The organism is Scytonema millei VB511283, assembly GCF_000817735.3.
GTDB lineage: Bacteria > Cyanobacteriota > Cyanobacteriia > Cyanobacteriales > Chroococcidiopsidaceae > Chroococcidiopsis > Chroococcidiopsis millei_B.
Genome location: NZ_JTJC03000005.1, coordinates 15,831 through 38,965 on the forward strand (window position 1 = coordinate 15,831; position 23,135 = coordinate 38,965).

A 23,135-nucleotide genomic window follows, 5' to 3' on the forward strand; every position below is an offset into this window, starting at 1 on the left:
CTGTAGAGACGTTCCATGGAACGTCTCTACAGGAAAAAATTTGTAAATCAAATAGGACTGATATAGCGAGTCTAAGTGAATCGCGATCAAGCATCGTAGTTTTTAAAATCAGGAAGATTAAAGAGTTTTAAGTCAACAAAAAGCTAAGTTTTGCGGCGGAGTACTCCGACCGCAAATACTTAGAGCTGAAACAGACGTTTAACGCTCTTAAAACTTTTCCCAAAACGATAAAATCTTCTGAGCAGAGTTTTCAGTTGTAACCAAATAGCTTCAACTGGATTTTCTTGAGGTGCATAAGGAGCAAATCGAATCCAGGTAATTTTCCAATTTTCAGGAGAAACTCCTTCATTTTGTTCAGCGAGAAAATCTCTCATTACTTGCCCTCGATGATAACTAGCTCCATCCCAAATCAATAAAATTCTAGAGCTGGGATGTTTCGCTATTAATTTTTTGACAAATTCTACTGTTAATTCTCCATTAGCTGTTGATTCAGAAACCAGAATAAACTCTTGAGTGAATTCTAACGCGCCATAATAAGTTTGTCGTTCTTTGGGATTGAGAATAGGAATTTTTTGAGGATTTTTTATCAAATTCCAAATATAGCCGACTAGATCGTTCCAAAGAAGATGGCATTCATCTATAATATACACAACTAGCTCTCCAGATTGAATCTGGGTTCGATGCTTCTCTAGTAACTCCGCAATTTCTCGGTTTTTTTTGAGATGGCTTCTGGATCTTGACGCGGATGAGTTTGTTCTCCTTTTTGCCAAGTTATTCGCGCTTCTTTCAAGATTTGATAATAACTCTGTCGGGATTGGAAAACTACATCATACTGTTCAATTAGATGAATTTCTAAATCTGAAATATCCCAAGCTTTTTGCTCGATTAACCAGTCAATTACCGCTTGTCTTTCAATTTGAGTTAAATAACCTTTTCCTCCTTGATAGGAAGACTTTAAAGCGGTCAATCCTCCTGACTTAAAAGCTTGATTCCATTTAGTAATAAATCCTCCAGAAACTTCTAAAATTTTGCTTATCTGTCGATATTTATAGCCTTCTATAGCTAGTTTAACAGCTAAAGCTCTCCCCATCTCTTTTTCATCTGGATGACTTTTAATGAAATCTTTTAAAAGCTGAATTTGTTGCTCTTTGGATAGATGGTTTAGCTTCATGTAAGTTTTTAACAGGTTTTGATATCAACATTTTCATTTTACCTGTTTATCTCTAACTTCTGTTCACGATTGGCTTAGACTCGCTATATAGAAGAGGAAAGATAGGAGCGATCGCATAACTATTCTATATGCAATTAAAACAAGCTCCCACAACGGAGTTAAAAAGGAGGCGAGAGATTCCCCCTTTTTAAGGGCAGGGCTGATCTATGGAAAAAAGGAAAATAGACGGCGCATATCGTGAGCTAAATGACGTATCCCTTGGGTAATCGAGTCAAAGCCATTGAAGCGCAAAAGATTGAGCGCAATGGTTCGCACAATCGCAAAATTGACAGTGGCATGACCATCACATCAGGGAGAGTAATCTTCCTGAAGTAACACATCTTTAATCCAATGGAGGCGATTTTCAATCTGCAACGCGAGAACGAATTAGTTGTGCAAAATCAGCCGCATCAACTGCCAAAGAACTGAGATAAAACATCGTTTCGCTCAACGGCTGGTTTGCTCTGGTGCCAGCACGTTCGACCCGAATCATCCGTTGTACTCCCAACCAATGCGGTTCGATACCAGCCATCGTGTCCAAAATACTGACTGTCCTTTGAGTGCATCGGTCGCGGCACTGTTCGGTTTGGATGTCTACACTCAGAGGCGGCATTTGCTCAAACTGAGTCCTCAAATACGCCAGTAATTTCGGTTGGTTGGCTTTAACGGCGATGACATAGTGATTGCCACTAGCGATGATTTGCCCGACTGTTTTTTTGGGTGTGTAGCGCATCCAAACTGAAGCAAACACCCTCCAGTTGTAGCTTGTTCAACAACAGCTCAACTGTTTTTCTTTCACTGGTTTGATGATTTCGCATCGATTCTAAACCTATCACCACACCTTGAGCGACACTAAAAGCAGATACCACACTGACAAAATCTTGATAGCAGGAGTCGTAGTCGCTCAAACTGGCTTTGATGCTCTTGCCATCGGTGGCAATTTGCTCATGGGGCATCGGCACAAACGTCTCTTGCATCCATGCATTAAATGCTTCGGTTAATGACTCAAAATCTACCCTGACCATGATTCGGCGAATCGTCGATAAGCTGGGCAGTCGTCGGTTCGGCAACCCCAACAACTCTAACAATACCGCTTGATGGCGTGACACACAGTCGGCTAAAGGGCGATATCCATTGCAACCACTCATCTTTCCCATTGTGATTAACACTAACACCACCCATAAGGGATATCGCGGCTGAGCGCGCAAATCTTTGACTTGTTGAAGATGCGAGTAGCAGGCTCATTAGACCAAGGATGCGATTTAACTACTCCTCCATTATTGATTTTCTCTGGTCAATAGATCAGCCCTGCCTTCAAAAGGGGGTTAGGGGGGATCTAGTAGAGACGTTACGTGTAACGTCTCTACTAGATCCCCCCTAACCCCTCACTCCTCACCCCTCATTTATGCAACAACCAAAATATCAACCTAAAAAAACTGCCCCCGTGCAGTACTTTTTCAGAAATTTCAATTCAGAAGCTGGTAAGGTTGCCCCTGGTTGGGGTACAACACCGTTAATGGTGGCTTTAATGGTGTTGTTTTTCTTGTTTTTATTAATCATTTTGGAGCTTGCCAACGCCTCGCTCATGGTTCGAGGTATTCATGTAGGTTGGTAGAAACTCGGATAGATCGCCTTGCTGCGATCGCATCAAAATGTTGACTTTGAGGTAGTTTCATGAATCACATCTATTATTTTGCCTACGGTGAAGGGCAATTCGCTTCAACTGCAACTGGAGTTTTATTTGGTTTATTAGTAGCTTTTTTCTTGTGCGTTCTGTTAATTGTATATGCATCGAGTACGTATCCCGCAGATCGCCGTTAGCATTGGTGCGATCGCCTGGTTCAGACAAAAAACCTGACTTGACAAGAATCCAGGTTCAAAATCCTTAATGTTTCAAAGCGGTTTTCAATTGGGTAAAATACACGTCCGTAGGGGCGCACGGCTGTGCGCTCCTACCCGTGTCACGCATACAATCGAAAATTGCTATCAAGAGTCCGCACCAGCGGACTTTGTTTGCTTATTCGTATCAACCTATACCTGACAAAGTACAATTAAGGCAGACTTTGAAATAGTAGAGTATGCCAATGTCTGATGCGATTAAAGCTTACAACTCCATGTCTGAGTTTTATGCATCAATGGGTGGAACCCTAAAACAAGACGTTGATTTTACGATTCATCAGCTTGAGCTAGTTCATAGCAATGTGCCGATCGAGTCTCCCCTATTTCGCGCTAACTATTACTCGATCTTGCTCATTCGTAAAGGGCGGGGTTGCTACATTCTTGATGGTCAATCTTATGAAATCAAGGACAGGACGATTTACTTTACTAATCCCGGTCACGTTAAGGGATTTAAGATTTACGAACTATCGCATGGCTACGTAATTACGTTTTCAGAATCATTTCTGAAGCAATACGTCCATGAAAATATTTTCGATGATTTTCCGTTTTTAATTGCCGAGATTGTGCCACCGCACTATCCCGATCGCGAAGTCTTTCAAATTTTTGACGACTTGGGAACGCAACTTTTACAGGAATACCAATCAAATTCTGCTTACAAATTCAAAATCATCGGCAGTTTGACAGTTGTACTACTGTTCAAAATTAAAGAGCAGTTTTGGAATACTTATAATCCTTTGGCTGAATCGCAAATGGGTTCAGAGATTGTCATGACATTCAAGCGCAACTTGGAAGCTCATTTTCGCGATCTTGCGATGGGAAAACTCGATCGCCCATATCGAGTGCAAGACTTTGCCCAAGCGCAGCATCTTCACCCTGGTTATTTCAGTACGGTGATTAAAAGCAAAACAGGTAAATCTGTCAATGCCTGGATGATTGAAAAAACGCTAGCCGAAGCCCAAGCAATGCTGTCGAGATCGACTGAATCCGTGCAGGAAATTGCCTTTCGACTTGGCTTTAATGACGCAGCATACTTTTCTCGCTTCTTTAAAAAACATACTGCGACCACTCCTTCTAGCTTTCGCCAGAGTCTAAAAGCTTGAAGATCCAGCATTCCACGCCAAGAGACTAGCTGCTTTGTTTTGCCTGAAAATCGCGCTAGTTTGAGATAAATCCCATGCGATCGAGGGGGAAGAAACGGAATACGGCGCGACCGATGATATTTTCTTGAGGTAAAAAGCCCCAAACGTGAGAATCGTTACTATCGTTGCGGTTGTCTCCCATGACGAAGTAAGATTCTGCTGGAACTTGGACTGAGTTGAGTTGATAGGCGGGTGGTTCGGCAATATAATCTTCCGAGAGCGATCGCCCGTTGAGATAAACTAGACCGTTCTTCACGCTGACTGTATCCCCAGGTTGACCGATAACTCGTTTGATAAAAACTTGGTTTTTGTGATAACCCATGCTTTGCAACTGTGCGGGTGGTTCAAACACTACAATATCGCCTGTTTCAGCCGGGTGAAACCAGTATGAGACTTTTTCGACTACCAAGCGATCGCCTGTATGTAAGGTGGGTATCATCGAATCTGAGGGAATATAGCGCGGTTCCGCCACAAAAATGCGGATTATCAGCGCCATCACTAGAGCGATCGCAACTAGGCGAATATTTTCCTGTTGCGATCGCCATAGTCGCAACAATCCAGATGTTTCTGATGTTTTTGTTTCTTGAGTTGTCGTTGCTGGATCTGGCGAATTCGTCTTCTGAGATGTCATAAACTGTGGTGCGCTCTTGCGTGGTGCGTGAAATACTTCTAACTTCTGGCTCCTAGCTGTGATGCGGAACTACGTTTCTCTATAAAGTACAATAATACCTTTATTTAGTTAGCTAGTTATTACTTATGTCACTTTGTCTGCAAGTAAGTTTGAAGTGATTTTTTATACTAAAGTTTGCAGGTCGTTGGCGCTGAAAGACAGACTTTGACAGGAAAAAGTGATTTTTATTACAGAAATTTTTGTTTCGATTACATCGGTAGCCAAAAATACCAAATCTACATTATGGTACAGGTGGCAATAAACTCAGAAATGCCAAGCTGGGCTAGGAATTTCTATATTTCTGGCACGACAGCTAAAGCAAAGGAGACAGTAAAATATGCTCAAACAGTTTTTGACAGGTGGTTCTGTTCTCGCCCTATTGCTCGTAGGCGGTTTCTCAGCTCAAGCAAAGCCACAAACATCAGTCTTATTACAAGCTCAAACCCAGGAAGTACCTACTACTCCCGATACTCAAACAACTCCACCGGCAGGGACACTTGATCCTGGTACAAGCCCAGAAGGAACGACTACACCGGATACGACTGTACCTGATGCAACTACACCGGATACGACTACACCGGATACGACTGTACCTGATGCAACTACACCGGATACGACTACACCGGATACGACTACGCCTGACGTAACTCCTGATGCAGGTACGCCCGAAACCACGAGTCCTGATGCTACGACTAGCCCCGATGCTAGCGATACGTCTACCCCTGAGTCGCAAACCTCAACTCCTGACTCTAATACCGATAGAGCTGCAATATTTTGCGAATCCAATCCGGTAAATAGTCCAACTGGAGGCGGCGCGCGACAATTTCGTGAATGCCAGCAATAGTAGCGTGCGGTAAGGCTTGCGTCTAGATTTGTAATTGTAAAGGGCAGGAGACAGAAGAAATCTTTTTCAGATTCTGCCTCTTGCTCTCTTTACCGCTTCAACCAACGCCAGCAAGAAACAAAGATGTAGTGGCTAATCCCCAGACAGCAACTAGAGATCGCGGCGATCGCGCTAAAAAAGATAGCATACACCTGAAGCTCAAGCCAACTTGGTTGCGGGCTAAGATGAAAAATTAGGGCTGGGAAAAGATTGAGCCGAATCAGAATAGTAAAGACGATCGCCGTACTAACAGCAGCAACGGTGGCATGAAAAAAGCGATGACGGCGCAAACCCAAGCCGGAGACGAGAAAGGCGATCGCCACGCCGACAGTTGCAGGGAAGCTCCAAATTCCAATGTAAGGTGTAATTAAAGTCCAACACAACCAGCCCAAAACATAACCACTAGCACCTAGCAAGGCAGAAATTAAGTAGCGTCGTCGTTGGTCAAAAGCTCCCAATGCAGTCAATCCTACGGCTGTAAATAACCCCGCCGATGCAAACACAATCGATTCTACTTCTGTGGCAATTTGCGAGTTTGTCATCAGTTGGGGTAGGTATTCTACTAGGAAGCTATTGACTGCGATTCCCAGGGGAGAAAAATAACCAAACATAAAGCCGATACTAGTGCCGACAACAGCCGCGATCGCGCTCCACACAATAGCTCGGATAGTATCTATTCCAGCTTGTCCTACCTGGGTAGTCAATCGCCATAGAGAACGAGTTATATTCGCTAGGCTGCTACCGATCTTGGTAACAACAGGTATGGACGCAAAGCGGCTGGTCGATGGTCTGCGCTGGGTTGCTTGTCGTAGAGTCTGCGATCCCTGGGGGGTGGTATTGTGAGTTTGAAAGGTTGATGGCGGCGATTGCTTCCTAATGGTTTCAGCGAAAAAATTCGTCGTTCGCACAGCAATCTGATGCATTTGATTCACAAGTTGGGGCGATCGCTGTTTGCTAATTTGCGCTAAGCGGTGAGTTAAGTAGGTAGCTATGAGTTGCGATCGCTTCCAGCCATTCAAACTCAGTTGATGAATCGCTTGATATACCGATGGTTGCGTTTCGATCGACGGACTTTGTAATAACCTTTGTTCGATCGCCGTAGCATTAGATGGACGCAGGCGGGCATCTTCCTGCACTAATTCATCCAGGAGATCGGCAAATGCTGGGCTAACTTGGACTAAATGTCGCCAACTCAGCTCTTTGGTTACGGGGTCTTCCAACTCAGAGGGAGGCTGACCAGTGAGTAATTCAATTGTCGTTCTACCCAAAGCATAGAAATCGGCAGCCGGTTCCACATCCCGTCCCGAAGATTGTTCTGGAGGGCTATAGCCAGGGGAATAGAGACGAGTTGAGCTTTCTACGGCTGACACGGAATGCTGACGCGATCGCCTTTTTTTAGCTCCACCAAAATCGATCAAGACTAGTCGATTTGTTTCTTGGCGTAACATTAAATTTGAGGGTTTCAGGTCGCGATGGATAATTTGCCTGCTGTGCAATACCTGAAGAATTTCTAAAGCTTGTCCGAACCAATCTCGCACCATTTCTTCAGGACAACCTCGGTCGTACTTGTCGAGGATAGCCTCTAAAGTCTGACCGTCAATTTTTTCCATGACCAGACAAAATAGATCCCGCTTGGAATTGCTGGCGGGTAGGTGAAAATAGCCGTCTGGCTCGACTCTAGGAACGCCAGGATGCTTGAGACCGATCAAAATTGCCGCTTCCTGCTGAAACAATTGTCTTGCTTTAGCGCCATTTTCTAACAAAATCTTTAACACTCGTTCGGTCTGAGTTTGCAGATCCCAAACGGTGTAAATTACAGAAAATCCACCCGTCCCTAATTTTTTGAGTGCAATATAACGCTCTCGCAACGCGATCGCCGCGCCGCACGTAGTACAAAACTTGTTTCCCCCTGCTTGGACGTGTGGATGCTGGGGGTCACTAGGATTGATACAGAGAGTAACGCTAGGCTGATAAGGCACAATCAGCTGTGGATGCAGGCTGTTTAGATTTTACATTAGTCAGTTATCAGTTATCAGTTATCAGTTATCAGTTATCAGTTATCAGTTATCAGTTATCAGTGACCAATGCCAAAATAAAGTATCTCCTGCGCAGGGTTGTCCTATGCTTACAGATCGCCAATTGCAAACCTACACGCTTGAAGAGTTTCTAGAGCTGGATTTGCTAGAAGACGGGGAGTACGAGCTGATTAATGGGATACTAGTACCGATGGCACAACCTTCTGGAAAGCATGAAAATCTTCGCACTGGGTTATTAGTCTCTCTATTCTGGTTGAAACCGAATACCGCTTTACGAGCCGTTTTTAATTGGATGAAATACGTAGGCTGTAGGGGCGCTTTCTCTGTGCGCCCCTACCAATGTCATGTACGCAATCGAGAATCGCTATTAGATTTGACTGTAGAACGAATTATGGGTTTTGGTGCGGGAATTTAAAACTGTACGTTTGAGTAATGACAAAACAGCTACCTCTGTAGTCACCATAAGATCGTCTTCCTTTGTGCAGACATTATAAGTGCGGCATTAAAAATATTTTTAACGTTATCTCTGAATTCCGAATTCCGAATTCCGAATTCTCCCATCCCTATCTTTGGATAGAGTGCGATCGCAGTTATATAAGTTGAATTAGAGAATATAGAGGTTGACTTTTTCAATAACAAGAATTTGTACTTAGTGACGGGAGAAATAGCGAGTATGGATGCCATGAAAATGGAGAGAACGAACATGGCAGAGCGTTATTGCGCTCTAGTTCTTGGAATTACTTTTTTGATTCTCGGTATTGCTGGGTTTATTCCAGCTTTAGTTAACTTACCTGGAACGAATGCCTCATACGTTCCAGCAGATATTGCGCCTGGAGCATATTCTGCCGGATTTGGTTATTTATTTGGGATATTTCCTACCAATTTCTTACACAATTTAGTCCATTGTGCTGTAGGAATTTTTGGGATTGCTTCCTATACCAGTGCTAGCAGCGCGCGGGTATTTAACCGCTTTTTTGCTGTCTCTTACATCTTAATCGCTCTTTTAGGAGTCATTCCTGCAACCAACACAGTATTTGGGTTGATGCCAATTTTTGGTGGCAACGTTTTGCTGAACGGTTTAACAGCAGTTGCGGCTTTATATTACGGCATTATTTTACCTGCAAAAGTCAATGACGTTGGAGTAGCACGAAATATTTAGTAGAGACACAAAATTTTGTATTTCTACAGTTGCGATTCAAAAAAGAGAACAATTTTAGCTAACGCTCTTTGCCATAAAGGGCGTTTTTTCCATTCACTGAAGCTGACTTGTTTAGACTTAGCGAATCCTTGTAAAAATATTTTCTCAACGTGCTTAACTAAGCGAATATCAGAAGTAGAAATATCTAACTCGTCATTATGAAAAAAACTACGCGGATCGAAATTAGCACTACCAGTACTGAGCCAGCGATTGTCTAACAATAATGCTTTAGCGTGCATCATACTGGGTTGATATTCATAAATTTCTACGCCAGCAGCGAGGAGATCGCGATATTGTTCGCAGGAAGCAAAATAAACAAACCTCTTGTCCGAGCGAATTCCATTCGTGAATATTTTGACATCAACCCCCCGCTTTCTAGCATCAACTAGCGCAATGCGGATATTTTTATCGGCAAGAAAATAGGGGCTGGCAATCCAAACCTGCTGTCTAGCGGCGTGAATGCTAACTTGAAATAAAGCTTTAACTGATGCAGAACGATAGGAAGGATCGTCGCCTGCGGTAACGAGAATTGTTGGGTTGCTCGACGCTCCCAGATGGGAAACTGTAGTCGATAAGTCAGCAGTACCATGCACGTAAGTCCAGTGTTGCATGAACATACCTTCTAACACCGCGACAACTTCGCCTTCTAGCCGCGTTTCAAAGTCGTACCAAGGATGAGTCCCGCGAATATTATCTCTGCCATCCCAATAATCGGAGACACCTGCACCACCAATTAAGGCAAATTCGCCATCAATAATTAGCAACTTGCGGTGACTGCGGGCAAAATAATCGATGGGCGATCGCCAGTTAAAATCATTGAAGAACCTAACTTCGACTCCAGCAGCTTTCAGTCGTCTCCAGTAACGCTGCGGTAAAGTTTTGACCCCATACTTATCGACAATGACCTGTACTTTAACACCCGCTTGGGCTTTTTCGGCGATCGCGGCGGCGAAATCGTTCGCCCTGCGCCCAGGAGTCATGAAAAATGTCTCGAAGTGAATCGTATGTTTGGCACTGCGGACGGCTTCTAGTCGTGCAGCATTGATTTCTTCTGCTTCCAGCCAAAAATCTGTCGAACGTCCGCTGGTAACGACAGAGTTGGATAAGCTAGCTAGGGCAAGGGAAAAGCGTGCATCTTGAGGCGCGGGAACATTTTCAACTTTGTATTCAATGCGATCGCGAAATGTGCCTCGAAAATATAGAATTACGAAGACACCGATAATGGCGGTTAAACAGCCACCACTAATCCACCATAATAGCGGGAAAAGTTGGGTCATTGGTCAGTCATTGGTCATTTGTCATTGGTCATTTGTTGTGGATAAACGCAATCCTAATCGAGGATAAAAAAATGCTATCAGACTTAGCCTGGTAGCAATGAAGATTATCTAGCTGTATCTGAGTTGGGCGATCCGCTTATTCGGCATTCTTAGGTGGTTCTGTGATGTTGGAACTCAACTCTTCCATACCTTTGACTACGAAATTAGCCATTTGCTCTTGTCCCATAGATTTGAGGGAATTGAAGACTTGCATTGCTTCCGCTGAGGGGCTGTAATCGCTGGGAATGGCAACGATTCCATTTCCTAGTTTTTGTGCAAAAAGATACCAAACCGCCAACTTAGATTCAGGATTTAGCTTGCCATATTCCCCTGTAGGAACTTCTGATTTACCTTGGAGTAATTCAGGTAGTGCCTTAGCAGGATTAGGATCGAGCATAGTTTCGTCTTGATCTGTTTTGTTGGCTGGCAACAAATCGCGTAGAGCATTTATCTGCTCTTCAGAGGACATTTTTTGTACGCTTCCGACGATGCTTTGAACATCACTAGAGCTTGTTGGTAAACTATCAGATGGAATCGAACTAGCAATTTCTATGTAGATTAAAGCCATTACTCCTAGCTGGTCATCGATATCTAGGCTCGTAAATTGTTTTGCTAGTGGCTTCAGATCGTTAACGTTTGTAGATGCCATATTTGCCTCTTTACTGTTAATTTTGGTTTGTAACTTCGTTCCAGAATCTTTCGAGGCGCGAAATTTCGCGCCCTTGCATCTCTATACTTCCGCACCTTGCTTAGGTTCAGCGCCCATCGGCGATACATAGTCGCGGAATAGAGTAATTTGTTGCTCGAAATCTATCCCTTCGAGCTGGTTTAATATCTCTTTTGATTCACTGGAAAGCTCGTAGTTTGGAGGCATAGGACTGATAACGTTGCTGTCCATTCCTTGAGCTAGACGATACCAAAATAGTAGTTTAGTAGTATCGCTCATCGAACCATACATCCGCGTGTACTCGTTATCAGCCTTATTAATTAAGTCCCGTTGAAATTGTAGTTGTTCTTCGTGAGACTTTTCTTTAATTTGGTTAAATAAACCTTCAGCTACATCCGCAGATGCAGTACTAGCTCCTGGTGCGGCTGGGGTAACAGAATCACCCATTTTCTTGTAAATGAAGTAGAACAAAGCTAATTGATCGTCTACATTTAATTTCTGAATTGAAGCAACAAATTGACTAAGATTCTGGTCGTTGCTTTGAGTAAATGTCATATTAACTCCTTCTAAACTTCTTCGGCTGATTTTATCTTTGTCGTCAGCAGATTATGGCTAACCTTTTGCACAGTAACAAAGATTATTAACTTGCTTAAACCTACTGAAGATAGAAGTAGAAAACCTGACTACAGGCAGAGGAAAAATCAAATCTATCGAGAGTTAGGCAGTCGATCTCTTCCCAACTCCTTTTTAAAGGCAGGATGATTTTATACAAGAGAGGACAAAACCCAATCAATACTTCTCGGTTAGATCACATAGCCCTTGGAGATCCCCCCAACCCCCCTTATTAAAGGGGGCTAGGGGGGACGAATTTTAACCGAGAAGTGTTGGGACAAAACCCCCTTATTAAGGCGGCTGGGAGATCGGTAAGATCTTGTCATTCCTAACCGAGATCTATTTGGATTTGCCCTACTACACGGAAGCATCCAACTGCTGTTGAGATACCCAAGTTCCGTGAAAGCCATAAGGTACGCGCTGAGGAATTAATACCCGCGCCACAGGATCGCTACTCAAATCTTGGGCATTTAGCACCAATAATTCAGAAGTATCTGCATCAGTATCGTAGACAAAGGTAACTAACCACCCATCATCCTCTACAGTTGCATCAGGACGCGGAACGAATACAGTCTCACCACCATAGCGTCCCTTACCGTACTCGTAGGTTTGAGCATAACCTGCTTGAAGGTCGTATTTGATCGAACCATCAAACAAAGGTAGAGGGGTAGGAACTATTTTCCCTGCATAACCGAAGCGAGTTTTGCGTCCTAACAAATTTTCGTTAACGCGGGGAAACTCTATAGGTACGTCATCTAGCATTTCCTCTCGCACTGTTCCGGTGCTGAGATTGAACCGCCAACTATGCAAACGGGGAATATCGCTATCTGGATCGGTTGGTTTGAGTTGCGGAGTCACAATAGTGGTAGAACTCATGCGACAGGCAACTAGTACAACTTCGTCTCCCTCTTCGTAAGCATTGAAGGTATGAAAGACATAGCAGGAAGGAGACTCAAACCAACGAATACTGTTACTGTCGCCGTGACGGGGGAGAATACCAAAACGGCTGGGGCGATCGCGTTCAAACATTAACCCAGGTTCGCCACGCTGCATCCGTGCGGGGTTAAACGTCATCGGCAGATCCATAAATATCGTGTAATTGGCAGTGATGGCAAAGTCATGCATCATCACCCCCATCGGCAAATCTATGGGTATCGTGCGCAATAACTCGCCTTGTGGAGAAACAATACTGTATTTGACAAATGGCGGAGCAAACGAGTAACCAAAAAACATCATCTCGCCCGTCACCGGATCGACTTTAGGATGGGCAGTAAAAGCAGAAGCTAACTTACCGTTATAGGTAGACTCGCCCTTCGTCTCTAACTGGGGAACCTCGATCGCATGGGGCGCACCTCCTTCCCAAGTGGCTAGAAGTTGCCCTGCGTGCCATACCAAGGCAGTATTCGCAGCGTTTTTGTAGCCGTCGCTGTCAGGCTGAGGTGGTTCTAATATGCCACCCCAAACCGCTTTACCCGCTTTTTGCTCGATTTCAAAGCCTCGCGTTCTGACGTAGCGGTTGCGATAGCTAGCTTTGCCATGACGAATTTCGACTCCGTGCAACATCCCATCTCCATCAAACCAGTGATACTGTCCGATGGGTGTCCACTGAGGATTGGGACCATTGCGCACGAACATCCCCGATAAATCGGTAGGAAGTTCGCCAATAACTTTGAGCGGATCGGAGGTAATTTCTTCGCGCACGGGCGCAAAGTTACCCTCAAGAAAGGGATTAACTGCTGTTGTTGTTTCCATTCTGCCTGTTCTGCATACGCCATCGCACTTTTTTCAATATAGGCGCGATCGCGGCGATCGGCTACGCGAGCAATTACTTCAAGTCCAATAATCCTTGTTCTTTGAGCTTAGGATTAAACCGTAATTGCATTTGCAAACCGCGAGTTTGTAATTGAGATAAAATTTCTGCTTCAACTCGTCTTGCCGCAGTTTTTAAGATCTTCATTTGAGTCAATTCATCGCCATCTGCTAAACTTTTTTGTTCTTCAGATGTTAGCGATAATTTAGCATCAATTGGCTGAGTCCATACCGTTTCGTCAGCGCCATTTCCAGGCGGAAGCGAGCCATTTTCCTCAATCCACTCTTGGCGAATATTTTCCAAAACTGTCCGGTTAGGACGGTCGATAGTTTCTATCTTCAGCCAATAACATTTTTGTAGCTGGCGAACGAGATGCTGTTGCAAACTGAGATAAACATCGCGAGAATACCCGATATATTGCAGTACCTTGTCCGAGTCAAAAATTGCATAGACTCCTACTTTACCTTGATACTGTGCTGGTAATTGACCGTCTGCATCAATATATGGAGTTATTTCTAAATCTGTGAGAGGGGTCATTGATAATTGGTAGTTGGTAGTTGGTAGTTGGTTGTTGGTTGTTGACGGTTGACAGTTGCTCTTTCTCCCTCAGCTGGGCGACTCTCCCTCAGCACTCTTCCCCCTACTCCCTGCTCCCTGCTCCCTGCTCCCTCTACTTTCTCACTCGCACGCCTAGCTTTTCATCCCACTGTAGCGGTTTGCTGGCTCTGGGTAAAGGTGCTTCTGGAACTTGCCCTACAGATATGCCATATTTCCAATCTGGCAGACAAATGGCAATGTAGCGGGCATAGCCTCCCGTACCACCTTGAAATTTAGGATAGCCGATCGCGACTAGCGCTCCTGTTTCCGGTACTTTATCTAGATTAGCAACTACCTCAGCCTGACTGTATCCGTTATGCAGCAACCAGACTTCTCCTTCTAAAAATAGTACGAGCGTCCTAGTATAATGAACCTAGAGAACGCCGTTATGGGCTGGACTTCTTAAGGCGACACCCAGATTCGAACTGGGGGATAAAGGTTTTGCAGACCTCTGCCTTACCACTTGGCTATGTCGCCGACATCTTTGCAGGCAATATATTATATCACTTTTTAGAACTTTGGATCTACTGGCGGTTTGGTATTGTGCCAGAAAGTGACGAGATCTCAGTCGGGCAAGCAAGAGCCGCCGCATCAACCTCGTCCTACCTTACCGTAAGGCTCGATGCTTACGCAACTTTTGACGCAATTTTGAATTTAGGCAATTTTTACCTCATCGGCATAGCTGTGCCAGCGAACAAAGTAAAATGGTCCCGCCACTGAACCCCATACGTGTTCGTCAGTTTCGGGGTCGCGTCCGCGATCGCGACTGATAAATTTATCGCCATCAATTTCAAATTCGCTGTCGAGATAGGTGGTTTTGCCTTTACGCACGACCATACAACACTTGCCAGGTTCAACTGTACCTTTGAAGCCATTGTCTACCCATTGGACGATCATGTTACACCCTGGTAGCTTTTCCAGGCGATCGGCTGATAATGCTTGCAGACGTTTGAGATCGCGGGATGCACCGTGAAACTCTTCTTCTTGCTTAATGGTGTAATTTTCAATTTCAATGCGATCGCTTGCCTGCAATAACTTTAATACTCGTACCCGATATGGGTTGCCGAGCATGTAATCATAGGCTTGTTCTACGTAAAAGCTAACCCCGGATAATAGATTCAGGGGAAGGGGACGCATACAAACGCGAATATGGGCAAAAAAAGGAGGATTTTCAAAAGCTTGCGCTTGATTGCTAAAATCAGCTGCCATCCAGCGAGCTAGTGTCTCAATATCCGTAGAATGGGTCATTAGTAGAAATTACTCGAAAGCCAACGACTTACTATTGCCAGTATTTTAAAACTTCCTATGTCTCAAAAGTTAAAAGTCAGAAGTCAAAAGTCAAAACAGGAGCCAGAAAAGAGAGTGGTGCGTGGGGAGAATTCGGAATTCGGAATTCGGAATTCGGAATTAATCGATCGCTGGTCACTGGTCACTGGTCACTGGTCACTGGTCACTGGTCACTGGTCACTGCTCCCTCTCCTTGCCTGTATCCTTTGGTTATGTAGCAGCGTGCCTAGTTTGGCACAGAGTCGCAAACCGGAACTGCCACAAGAATTCTACAATCCTCTAGAGATTACGACCCCAGATCCGCTACTACCTCAACTTATCCGTCCCCTATCAACTCCAGAAAAGCTGAGACTCAGAGCGGCATTGGATAAACTAAACCAGCAAGCAACTGCTAGCTTTGCTGCAGGGAATACGGAAAAAGCATTTGCGATTTGGAGTCGAGAGCTAAGGCTGAGAAGATTTTTGGGGATTACAGAAGAAATTCCAGCTTTGGGGAGAGTAGGAGAGATTGCTTGGCGAGAAAACCGCCGTTTAGAGTTGAATGCAATTACGCGAAGATTGCAGGAAATTGGGCAGCAAATTCAAGTTTTACCACCTGATAAAAAGAAAAAGGAAGATCGGCAAGAATCTCAAGTTTTCATTGCACCTAACTTAGAAGTATTGAATAGTTTAGGGATAGCGTTCCAACAGGTGCGCGAACCAAAAAGTGCGATCGCGGTTTATGAGAGGATTTTGGCTATTCATCGTCAACAGAAAGATGCTATTGCAGTAGAAACGACACTAAGAACGATCGCCGAATTACATCTGAGCTGGTTTAACTACCCTCCAGCCGCAGCTGCATACGAACAACTATTACAAAATGCCACCCAGCGGGGCGATCGCCTAGAGGTGATTAATTACTTACAACAGTTGAATTATATTTACGAACAAGCCAGACAATACCAGCAAGCACTGGCAGTTCAAAAAAGGTTAGGAGCAATCTACCAGGAACAACAACAAAACGATCTATTACCCGCTTTACAGTTAGATATTGGTGCAAACTATGAAGCAATCGGGCAGTTGAAACAAGCTTTTACGACTTATCAACAAGCTTATACTGCTGCCTGGGAATTGCAACAGTATGCTCAAGCTAGCGATGCACTACGTCAAATGATTCGACTTTATCGCTCTCAACAACAAATTGATGCTGCTTTGCAAACTAGTCAGATTCTTTTAGAAAGCGATCGCCTTGCTGCTAATTTTTATGGCATGATAAATACTTACGACCAAATTGGGCAAATTAATCTCGCTCGCGGTAATTACGATCGAGCTTTAACCGCATTTCAACAAGGTTTAGAACTGGCACAACAGTTGAAATATCAACAAGATTATTTTACCCAACAGATTCAACAAATTAATCGACAACGTACTAATTAAAGTTTTACAAAGATAGTTGTACTGACTTTATTTCTGAAAAAAGCCCAATTTTTTGCCAATGATTCTATCCAGCCATCGCTCGGGTAAAGCGGTAGGAATTATCCAATCTAGTAAAAGATTAGGGACGATCGCATATTTAGTTTTCGGTTTGGGAGTTTCAAACACTTTCCGAATAAATTTGCCAAAAACCTCTGGAGGATAACCTTTTTTACCTTGTTGGACGAAATGCTTTTGAAAAGTCGTTACTGATTCCGCATAGTCAGTAGTCAGATATTTGCTAACATCTTGAGCTGATTCTTTATCCCAAATTGCCGTGCTAACTGCTCCAGGCGCAATAATAATTACGTCTATACCATATAATTGTAATTCTCGGCGTAAGCTGTGGGAAATTCCTTCAAAGGCGTGTTTGCTACCAACATAAGCACCAAGAAAAGGAACAGCTAATTTTCCCACGACGGAACTGATATTAATAATTCTACCTGGTTGTTTGCCATTGTTATTTGCCCTGGCTCCCAATAAAGGTAAAAAGGCTTGAGTTACGGCAATTTGCCCGACAACATTCACTTCAAGCTGCAATCGAATTTCTTCGAGTGGTTGATGCATTAAAGTACCACTCGTAGCCATTCCTGCATTATTAATTAATCCACTCAAATTGCGATCGCCAAGAATTTTTTCTACTTGGCAAGCCGCAGATCGTACAGCCTTACTATCTGTAATATCAAAAATCAGCGGCGTGAAATTATCCCCTAAGTCAGCTTGTAACCTTCTAGCATCAGCTTCTCGTCGCACGCTACCAAATACGTGATAGCCATGATTCACAAATTCTTTTGCTGCACCAAACCCAATTCCTGTAGAAACTCCTGTAATGACGATATATTTCATTTATGCTCCCGAATTAGCGGGCGATCGCTTCCAGTATAAAACTTTTCAGTTCAGAATAGTCTCCCAACTTTCTTTTTTAAGGGAGGGAACTAATGCCCCCTTTTTAAGGGGGTTGGGGATCTTCTCTATCGCAGTCAAAAAGTAAATTAGCATCAGCGATCGACTACAAAATTGTCGGGATTTCCTTCAAATAAACTCGGCTAAATGGTTCATCTACACCCAAAGTATATTGTTCGAGTAATCCCTGACGGCGAATTGAAACATTATCTCCCTGCTTGATGATTATAGTAGAGTCCTCAAAAACATCTCGCGCCAACATCATTTCAATTTCTGTAGGATTATCTAAAACAACCATATTACTGCCGTAATAAAACATTCCTTGAGCAGCTAAAACATCTTCCTCATACTCGACTATTAGTAAATCGAGTTTGGGATTGCGCAACAAATTTTGAACGTTTGTATTGTAATCTCGATGTAAAATCTTTTCTGCACGGTTGATATAAACGCCATTTCGACACACAGCACCAATGACCCAATCGGGGTGGTGAGATAAAATTTGGTCGATAGTTGTTTGTAGTTCTGCCACCCTAATCCGGTTAAAGGTAACTATCGGTATCCTAGCTTCAGTTCCTCCGTCAAAAAAGGTTTCTAAAATCTTTTCGGGTACGTCCACACTCTCGCCTACGGCGGGGTTAAGATGCATAAAAATTCCAGGCGCAGCATTAATTTCAAGAATGCTAAAGCTGCTATCTTTCCAAGATTTTGCTAAATCTTCAGAAATGACATCAATTCCCAAACAAGTGAGGCGAAAATGCTGGGCGACATCCTGCGCCAGAATCATATTATCGGGATGAACTGTAGGTGTTGCGTCAATACTTACACCACCAGAGGAAAGGTTGGCAACTTTACGCAAATACACTCTCCGTCCTTCTTTAATAACGCTGTCAAGAGATAAGCCTTGCTCCTCCAAATACATATCCATTGCTTCATCGAGCTGGATTTTACTCATGGCAGAAGTTGGCGTGTCTCTACGTGCATCGGAACGGTTTTCGCGATCGATCAGTTCTGAAATCGTTGAATATCCATCCCCAACTACTGAAGCGGGACGGCGTTCGGTTGCCGCGACAAATCGACCGTTGACGCACAGCAAGCGGAAATCAGCACCAGAAATGCTTTTTTCAACAATGATCCGAATTGGCTGTTCTTCTGGAACTGCTTTGACAGCGCGATTAAAAGCGGCTCTTAGCTCCTCAGAGTCTCTGACATCGGCGGTTACGCCAATCCCTTTATGACCGACAACAGGTTTGATAGCGACGGGATAGCCAATATCCTCCGCTGCATCTAAAGCTCCCTCGCGACTAGTGACGATTTCTCCGCCTGGAACTGGAAAGCCAAGGGTAGCTAGAAAAGCTTTACAGTCATCTTTACGGGTGGTAAAGTCCGAGTCTATATGGCTGTCGCCGTCAAATGTGGTTGCTATGCCACGCACTTGCTTGCGACCGTAGCCGTATTGCATCAGTCCTTCATCCCACAAATAAAAAGTAGGAATACCTTTTTCGTTAGCTTTGCGCAAGAGCGAGTAGACGGTAGGACCACCATAAACAGACCGACGAAAGATATTTTGTAGATTCCGCATCTGTTCGTCAAAGGCAATTTCTTCGTCTAATGTCATAGCTTCAAACCAGTCCCAGACGAAGTAAATAACCGATCGCGTCGTTCTAGTATGGAGAGACTGAACGCTAATTCTTGTCCCTCGTTCTAACGGTTTTACGTTCCAACAGTGGAAGTGCAAACCCATATCAAGTTTGCTAACTTCTGATAATGTCCATGCAAACAAATGAGCGTGAGATTCATATTTTTCCTCGCGCAGGTGAGGATAGCGATCGCTAATTTTTTCTACGTAATCTGCGATTTCTAGTGGTTCTCGATATCCCGTCAAAGCAAAATCAAAAGTACATGCTGCCGTGTTTAAATCGGGATTAGAACCAATGTAATGTTTGAAGTTAAATAAATCGAATATATCGGTCTTTCTAGCATTAACGCGCACGACATCAGTACTTGTATCTATTACCATTTTTATCCTCCTTTTTTCAGTTATCAGTTATCAGTTATCAGTTGTCAGTTATCTGTGAAGAAAGAGAGCAGAGGAGCTTCAGGCGCAGAGGAAGAGAATAGAGAATAATACTTGCTACTTCCTCTCACCCACCACGCACCACGATGCAGTTTCCGACGCGGAGAAACCGGATGCACCACTCTCTTGCTGATAACTGTCAACTGTCAACCCTCTACTCGCTACGCACTTTCTATAGATATTCGAACTTTGGAAAAACTAATGACGAATGACAAATAATCGCAATATCATCCGATTGGTATATTCCCACTTGCTAGTTATAGCAAATAATACGGTAGCGAAAAATACAACTTTGGAAAGGTGTAAGAACAAGCGAAAATTATATATAACTTAAAGAATAAATAAATTGTTTGGAATCGTTGACATATGAAAGGTACAGTAACCGATCTAAGAAACGAAGTCCGATATCTGGCGCAGGAAGCTTTTCACCGCAAACTGATTTCCGGCTACGGTGACGGTGCGAATGAAAAAGAGTACCAAATTGTATTTAATGGTAAGCCCCGACATCTTTCTCTGGCACAAGCGCGCTCTTTTCTGAGCGATTTAGTTTATCAGCGCGATCGCAATTAAAACTAAGAATTACATTACATTACTGGACGTAGACCCTTTACTAGGGGTCTTTTTTTGTCCGTGGCGATCGCAACCGAATCTGCTTACTATGTTAATTTTTATGATTCTGTATCGGAATCTACCAGAAGACGGTTTTAACTAGAATATTTGTTATGTTTTCTTGAGAATACTCACTTAAAGTATGGTATGGATACGAATATGAGTAACAATCGGGGGGCGCTAGTCATTATTGGCGGTGCAGAAGATAAAGAAGGTGAATGTCAGGTTTTGCGGGAATTCGTACGCCGTGCTGGAGGAACAAAAGCACGAATTGTTATTATGACGGCAGCCACGGAATTACCGAGAGATGTAGGAGAAAACTATATCAGAGTATTTGAGCGTCTGGGCGCGGAAGATGCCCGTATAGTTGATACCGAAACCCGCGAAGATGCTAGATCTTCTACTGCCCTAGAAGCGATCGAAAAAGCTACAGGAATCTTTTTTACTGGCGGCGATCAAGCCCGGATCACCGATATTCTCAAAGATACAGACATAGATGCACTCATTCACAAACGCTTTGGGGAAGGAGTGGTCGTAGGAGGTACGAGTGCGGGTGCAGCGGTGATGCCAGATGTGATGATTGTCGAAGGAGACGGAGAAACTCATCCCCGCATGGATACGGTGGAATTGGGACCAGGAATGGCATTTTTACCAGGAGTGGTAATAGACCAGCATTTTTCTCAGCGGGGACGGTTGGGACGCTTAATTTCTGCCTTAGCGCAGCAACCTGCCGTTTTGGGTTTTGGGATTGATGAAAATACCGCTATGGTAGTAACCGATAATCAATTTGAAGTGATTGGGCAAGGTTCTGTCACCATAGTTGATGAATCAGAAGCAACTTACACTAACGTGAGCGAGATCTTAAAAGATGAACCGCTGGCAATATGTGGCTCAAGACTGCACATTTTGCCCCACGGTTACAAATTCGATCTGAAAACTCGTAAGCCAATTCTGGAAAATTTAACCTCGGATAATTCAAATTTGAATACCGTTGCGACTAATGGAAATGTAGCAACTAGTCAGGCAACTGTCTAAAATCTCTAAAGGCATATAGAATTCGCAGCTAGACAAACAAAGTCCGCCGGCGCGGACTTACAGAAAACTAAGTCTTCAAACCCGCACACCATCCGGGTTTTGTCTGTGTAGTCGCGAATTCCATTCGCTTTTATAAAATTTTTATCAAACTTGTATAATAGCAATTCTCGATTGCGTAGATGACGTTGGTAGGGGCGCACAGCTGTGCGCTCCTACCAATCATATATTTCACCCAATTGAAAACCGCTATAAAACGGTAAAATCGCTTGATGTCATTCTCTAGTATGACGCGATCGCCCGATTTCTGTAGAGAAAATTGTCGTATTTTGTCATACTCTTTCTTCTGTCACCTTAACGGAAGAAAAAGCTAGAAGCCTTGCTATATCTAGGATTTGCTCTTTTGTCATTTTGAAATTGGCAAAATAAAAAACTCCCACTGTGTAAGGGTTTCAGAACTAATAGCAGTTTTCAATTGGATAAAACACACGATCTAGGGGCGCAAGGCTGTGCGCCCCTACAGATGTCACGCACGCAATCGAGAATTGCTATAAAAAGGACTGTAATTTACCGAAAAATACCAACCATTTTCTTGAAAATCAATTTGTACAACAGATTTTAGTGGTTTTAAACACGCTACATCAACAAAACATTATTCATCGTGACATCAAACCATCTAACATCATTAAAAGAGAATGCGATAATCAATTTGTTTTAATTGATTTTGGTGCAGTCAAACAATTAGATACTAATTCTCAATTCCCCGAACAACCAACTCAGACTAAAATTATTACATCCGAATACCTACCTCTAGAACAATGGGCGGGAAAACTCAGCTTCAACAGCGACATTTATGCGTTGGGAATTACAGCAGCTCAATTCTTGACGGGAAGTCATCGCAGCGAATTTAAACGAGACGATAAAGATAGGTTAGTTTTAACCGAGGCGATCGCACTTGCGATCTGTTAGCCGCTATGTTAGTTAAGATGGTACACACTCATCCCGAGCGACGCTATCAATCTGTTACAGAGGTTCTGCAAGATTTACAGAAAATTTCAGCGGCAAATAGTTCGGTAAAAGTTGCAAGAACAGTAGGAATAAACTCCGGTGAAAAATAATCTAGATTTAAACAAGAAAAGATTTATCCTTGTATTGTAGTTGGACTGACTGCATTAAGTACTATAATCATTGGCGTAGAGTTTTTGATTTACCCGTTTATTCGACCTTTATATTATTTATATCAAGTAATAGTTTACTCGATCGCCGTCAGCCAGCAATTGATTTCAATTTCTATGAAGCTTTAATGGGTAAAGGTAATACGCTAGTTTTGTTAGGAAAAAATAATTATTTAGATGCACTAATAGCCTACAATCAAGCAAGTAAAATTCGCCCTAAAGATTATCAAGTTTGGTACAATCGCGGGATACTTCTATCGCAACACTTAAAACGTCAAGGAGAAGCGATCGAATCTTTTGACAAAGCCATACAACTCAGAGATAACTTTCATCCTGCTTGGCTGGGAAAAGGTATCGCTTTAACAGAAATAGCACGCTATCAGCCAGTCCTCGCAGCCTTTGACCAAGCAATTAAACGGCAACCACAAGATCCTTTTATTTGGGCGAATCGAGGAGATACTTTAACAGAACTAAAAAGATATCGAGAAGCACGGGATTCCTATCCAATACATCTCGGTTAGTGATGCAAATATCTTGGAAGATCCCCCTAACCTTCCTTTTTAAGG

25 protein-coding genes, 1 tRNA gene and 1 pseudogene are annotated in these 23,135 nt (G+C 43.4%); 11 read left to right on the forward strand and 16 right to left on the reverse strand.

All coding sequences use genetic code 11. The features are described 5' to 3' along the window. Positions 1-179: 179 nt before the first annotated feature. The 4 genes and pseudogenes from QH73_RS27855 to QH73_RS17575 all read right to left on the reverse strand — a co-directional run. Positions 180-650, reverse strand: a complete 471-nt coding sequence (locus tag QH73_RS27855) for a transposase (protein ID WP_201278122.1) — start codon at positions 648-650, stop codon at positions 180-182. Positions 651-688: 38 nt separating this feature from the next. Further along, positions 689-1,171: a helix-turn-helix domain-containing protein gene (locus QH73_RS27860; protein WP_201278123.1), complete on the reverse strand. Its 483-nt coding sequence runs from the start codon at positions 1,169-1,171 to the stop codon at positions 689-691. Between the two features lie 403 nt (positions 1,172-1,574). Beyond that, positions 1,575-1,943, reverse strand: coding sequence for a hypothetical protein (locus QH73_RS17570; RefSeq protein ID WP_052290110.1), 369 nt, complete (start codon positions 1,941-1,943; stop codon positions 1,575-1,577). Continuing rightward, a pseudogene (locus QH73_RS17575) lies at positions 1,900-2,430 on the reverse strand (ISAs1 family transposase); the annotation flags it as partial. The gene QH73_RS17570 and the pseudogene QH73_RS17575, both read right to left, overlap by 44 nt. A 185-nt stretch (positions 2,431-2,615) precedes the next feature. On the opposite strand from QH73_RS17575, the gene psbH reads away from it, so the two are divergent. The 3 genes from psbH (at position 2,616) to QH73_RS17590 (ending at position 4,209) form a co-directional block, all read left to right on the forward strand. Further along, positions 2,616-2,825, forward strand: a complete 210-nt coding sequence (gene psbH / locus QH73_RS17580; protein WP_039716104.1) for a photosystem II reaction center phosphoprotein PsbH — start codon at positions 2,616-2,618, stop codon at positions 2,823-2,825. A 59-nt stretch (positions 2,826-2,884) separates the two neighbouring features. Then, positions 2,885-3,031, forward strand: coding sequence for a hypothetical protein (locus QH73_RS17585; protein WP_165587726.1), 147 nt, complete (start codon positions 2,885-2,887; stop codon positions 3,029-3,031). 263 nt (positions 3,032-3,294) lie between these two features. Beyond that, the gene (locus QH73_RS17590; protein WP_039717571.1) at positions 3,295-4,209 is read left to right on the forward strand and encodes a helix-turn-helix domain-containing protein; all 915 of its coding nucleotides are present in this window, start codon (positions 3,295-3,297) and stop codon (positions 4,207-4,209) included. Positions 4,210-4,264: 55 nt separating this feature from the next. Here the strand turns inward: QH73_RS17590 and lepB are convergent, their stop codons facing one another. Further along, positions 4,265-4,879, reverse strand: a complete 615-nt coding sequence (gene lepB / locus QH73_RS17595; RefSeq protein ID WP_039716103.1) for a signal peptidase I — start codon at positions 4,877-4,879, stop codon at positions 4,265-4,267. Positions 4,880-5,255: 376 nt separating this feature from the next. Here lepB and QH73_RS17600 point away from each other — a divergent pair, with 376 nt between their 5' ends. Next, complete coding sequence (locus QH73_RS17600) at positions 5,256-5,762, forward strand: hypothetical protein (protein WP_132867336.1); 507 nt, start codon at positions 5,256-5,258, stop codon at positions 5,760-5,762. A gap of 89 nt (positions 5,763-5,851) precedes the next feature. Here QH73_RS17600 and QH73_RS17605 read toward each other — a convergent pair whose 3' ends face one another. Next, positions 5,852-7,780, reverse strand: a complete 1,929-nt coding sequence (locus QH73_RS17605) for a serine/threonine protein kinase (protein WP_132867338.1) — start codon at positions 7,778-7,780, stop codon at positions 5,852-5,854. A 142-nt stretch (positions 7,781-7,922) separates the two neighbouring features. Here QH73_RS17605 and QH73_RS17610 point away from each other — a divergent pair, with 142 nt between their 5' ends. Both QH73_RS17610 and QH73_RS17615 read left to right on the forward strand, forming a co-directional pair. Next, positions 7,923-8,252 carry a PDDEXK family nuclease gene (locus tag QH73_RS17610; protein ID WP_039716101.1) on the forward strand — a complete coding sequence of 110 codons (330 nt, stop codon included), beginning with the start codon at positions 7,923-7,925 and terminating at the stop codon, positions 8,250-8,252. 273 nt (positions 8,253-8,525) lie between these two features. Beyond that, positions 8,526-8,996 (forward strand): DUF4383 domain-containing protein, encoded by a 471-nt coding sequence (locus tag QH73_RS17615; protein ID WP_039716099.1) that lies wholly within the window; start codon positions 8,526-8,528, stop codon positions 8,994-8,996. A gap of 23 nt (positions 8,997-9,019) precedes the next feature. Here QH73_RS17615 and QH73_RS17620 read toward each other — a convergent pair whose 3' ends face one another. From QH73_RS17620 to QH73_RS17655, 8 genes are all read right to left on the reverse strand, one after another. Beyond that, complete coding sequence (locus tag QH73_RS17620) at positions 9,020-10,312, reverse strand: phospholipase D-like domain-containing protein (protein ID WP_039716098.1); 1,293 nt, start codon at positions 10,310-10,312, stop codon at positions 9,020-9,022. A gap of 136 nt (positions 10,313-10,448) precedes the next feature. Beyond that, positions 10,449-11,000, reverse strand: a complete 552-nt coding sequence (locus QH73_RS17625; RefSeq protein ID WP_039716097.1) for an orange carotenoid protein N-terminal domain-containing protein — start codon at positions 10,998-11,000, stop codon at positions 10,449-10,451. Positions 11,001-11,081: 81 nt separating this feature from the next. Further along, positions 11,082-11,573 (reverse strand): orange carotenoid protein N-terminal domain-containing protein, encoded by a 492-nt coding sequence (locus QH73_RS17630; RefSeq protein WP_039716096.1) that lies wholly within the window; start codon positions 11,571-11,573, stop codon positions 11,082-11,084. A 414-nt stretch (positions 11,574-11,987) separates the two neighbouring features. After that, entirely contained in the window at positions 11,988-13,382 is a 1,395-nt protein-coding gene (locus QH73_RS17635; RefSeq protein ID WP_039716095.1) for a carotenoid oxygenase family protein, read from the reverse strand. 73 nt (positions 13,383-13,455) lie between these two features. Beyond that, positions 13,456-13,977: a GIY-YIG nuclease family protein gene (locus QH73_RS17640; RefSeq protein WP_039716094.1), complete on the reverse strand. Its 522-nt coding sequence runs from the start codon at positions 13,975-13,977 to the stop codon at positions 13,456-13,458. 133 nt (positions 13,978-14,110) lie between these two features. Beyond that, positions 14,111-14,362, reverse strand: coding sequence for a cyclase family protein (locus QH73_RS17645; protein WP_039716093.1), 252 nt, complete (start codon positions 14,360-14,362; stop codon positions 14,111-14,113). A gap of 80 nt (positions 14,363-14,442) precedes the next feature. Next, positions 14,443-14,514: transfer RNA gene (locus QH73_RS17650), tRNA-Cys, on the reverse strand. Positions 14,515-14,691: 177 nt separating this feature from the next. Beyond that, positions 14,692-15,285, reverse strand: coding sequence for a chromophore lyase CpcT/CpeT (locus tag QH73_RS17655; RefSeq protein WP_039716092.1), 594 nt, complete (start codon positions 15,283-15,285; stop codon positions 14,692-14,694). A gap of 261 nt (positions 15,286-15,546) precedes the next feature. On the opposite strand from QH73_RS17655, the gene QH73_RS17660 reads away from it, so the two are divergent. After that, entirely contained in the window at positions 15,547-16,740 is a 1,194-nt protein-coding gene (locus QH73_RS17660) for a tetratricopeptide repeat protein (RefSeq protein WP_309476503.1), read from the forward strand. Between the two features lie 27 nt (positions 16,741-16,767). Here the strand turns inward: QH73_RS17660 and QH73_RS17665 are convergent, their stop codons facing one another. Then, on the reverse strand, positions 16,768-17,622 hold the full coding sequence (locus QH73_RS17665) for an SDR family oxidoreductase (protein WP_039716091.1): 855 nt from the start codon (positions 17,620-17,622) through the stop codon (positions 16,768-16,770). Between the two features lie 163 nt (positions 17,623-17,785). Further along, positions 17,786-19,696, reverse strand: a complete 1,911-nt coding sequence (locus QH73_RS17670; RefSeq protein WP_039716090.1) for an ATP-binding protein — start codon at positions 19,694-19,696, stop codon at positions 17,786-17,788. 423 nt (positions 19,697-20,119) lie between these two features. Between QH73_RS17670 and QH73_RS17675 the strand changes: the two genes are divergently transcribed. The 4 genes from QH73_RS17675 to QH73_RS17690 all read left to right on the forward strand — a co-directional run bounded on the left by QH73_RS17675 (position 20,120) and on the right by QH73_RS17690 (position 23,090). Further along, a complete protein-coding gene (locus QH73_RS17675) occupies positions 20,120-20,323 on the forward strand; it encodes a hypothetical protein (protein WP_039716089.1) in 204 nt (67 codons plus the stop codon). 198 nt (positions 20,324-20,521) lie between these two features. Further along, positions 20,522-21,397, forward strand: coding sequence for a cyanophycinase (locus tag QH73_RS17680; protein WP_039717569.1), 876 nt, complete (start codon positions 20,522-20,524; stop codon positions 21,395-21,397). A gap of 534 nt (positions 21,398-21,931) precedes the next feature. Continuing rightward, positions 21,932-22,363, forward strand: a complete 432-nt coding sequence (locus QH73_RS17685; protein ID WP_309476511.1) for a protein kinase domain-containing protein — start codon at positions 21,932-21,934, stop codon at positions 22,361-22,363. A gap of 334 nt (positions 22,364-22,697) precedes the next feature. Continuing rightward, positions 22,698-23,090, forward strand: a complete 393-nt coding sequence (locus QH73_RS17690) for a tetratricopeptide repeat protein (protein ID WP_039716087.1) — start codon at positions 22,698-22,700, stop codon at positions 23,088-23,090. Positions 23,091-23,135 lie beyond the last annotated feature (45 nt).

Bases quoted from the DNA above. Each gene is read 5' to 3' on its own strand.
- QH73_RS17610 (WP_039716101.1), top strand. From the start codon at position 7,923: ATGCTTACAGATCGCCAATTGCAAACCTACACGCTTGAAGAGTTTCTA.
- QH73_RS17635 (WP_039716095.1), bottom strand. From the start codon at position 13,382: ATGGAAACAACAACAGCAGTTAATCCCTTTCTTGAGGGTAACTTTGCG.
- QH73_RS17600 (WP_132867336.1), top strand. From the start codon at position 5,256: ATGCTCAAACAGTTTTTGACAGGTGGTTCTGTTCTCGCCCTATTGCTC.
- QH73_RS17630 (WP_039716096.1), bottom strand. From the start codon at position 11,573: ATGACATTTACTCAAAGCAACGACCAGAATCTTAGTCAATTTGTTGCT.
- QH73_RS17570 (WP_052290110.1), bottom strand. From the start codon at position 1,943: ATGCGCTACACACCCAAAAAAACAGTCGGGCAAATCATCGCTAGTGGC.
- QH73_RS17625 (WP_039716097.1), bottom strand. From the start codon at position 11,000: ATGGCATCTACAAACGTTAACGATCTGAAGCCACTAGCAAAACAATTT.
- QH73_RS17590 (WP_039717571.1), top strand. From the start codon at position 3,295: ATGTCTGATGCGATTAAAGCTTACAACTCCATGTCTGAGTTTTATGCA.
- QH73_RS27860 (WP_201278123.1), bottom strand. From the start codon at position 1,171: ATGAAGCTAAACCATCTATCCAAAGAGCAACAAATTCAGCTTTTAAAA.
- QH73_RS17620 (WP_039716098.1), bottom strand. From the start codon at position 10,312: ATGACCCAACTTTTCCCGCTATTATGGTGGATTAGTGGTGGCTGTTTA.
- QH73_RS17585 (WP_165587726.1), top strand. From the start codon at position 2,885: ATGAATCACATCTATTATTTTGCCTACGGTGAAGGGCAATTCGCTTCA.
- QH73_RS17690 (WP_039716087.1), top strand. From the start codon at position 22,698: ATGGGTAAAGGTAATACGCTAGTTTTGTTAGGAAAAAATAATTATTTA.
- psbH (WP_039716104.1), top strand. From the start codon at position 2,616: ATGCAACAACCAAAATATCAACCTAAAAAAACTGCCCCCGTGCAGTAC.
- lepB (WP_039716103.1), bottom strand. From the start codon at position 4,879: ATGACATCTCAGAAGACGAATTCGCCAGATCCAGCAACGACAACTCAA.
- QH73_RS17615 (WP_039716099.1), top strand. From the start codon at position 8,526: ATGGAGAGAACGAACATGGCAGAGCGTTATTGCGCTCTAGTTCTTGGA.
- QH73_RS17675 (WP_039716089.1), top strand. From the start codon at position 20,120: ATGAAAGGTACAGTAACCGATCTAAGAAACGAAGTCCGATATCTGGCG.
- QH73_RS17680 (WP_039717569.1), top strand. From the start codon at position 20,522: ATGAGTAACAATCGGGGGGCGCTAGTCATTATTGGCGGTGCAGAAGAT.
- QH73_RS17670 (WP_039716090.1), bottom strand. From the start codon at position 19,696: ATGGTAATAGATACAAGTACTGATGTCGTGCGCGTTAATGCTAGAAAG.
- QH73_RS17655 (WP_039716092.1), bottom strand. From the start codon at position 15,285: ATGACCCATTCTACGGATATTGAGACACTAGCTCGCTGGATGGCAGCT.
- QH73_RS17640 (WP_039716094.1), bottom strand. From the start codon at position 13,977: ATGACCCCTCTCACAGATTTAGAAATAACTCCATATATTGATGCAGAC.
- QH73_RS17665 (WP_039716091.1), bottom strand. From the start codon at position 17,622: ATGAAATATATCGTCATTACAGGAGTTTCTACAGGAATTGGGTTTGGT.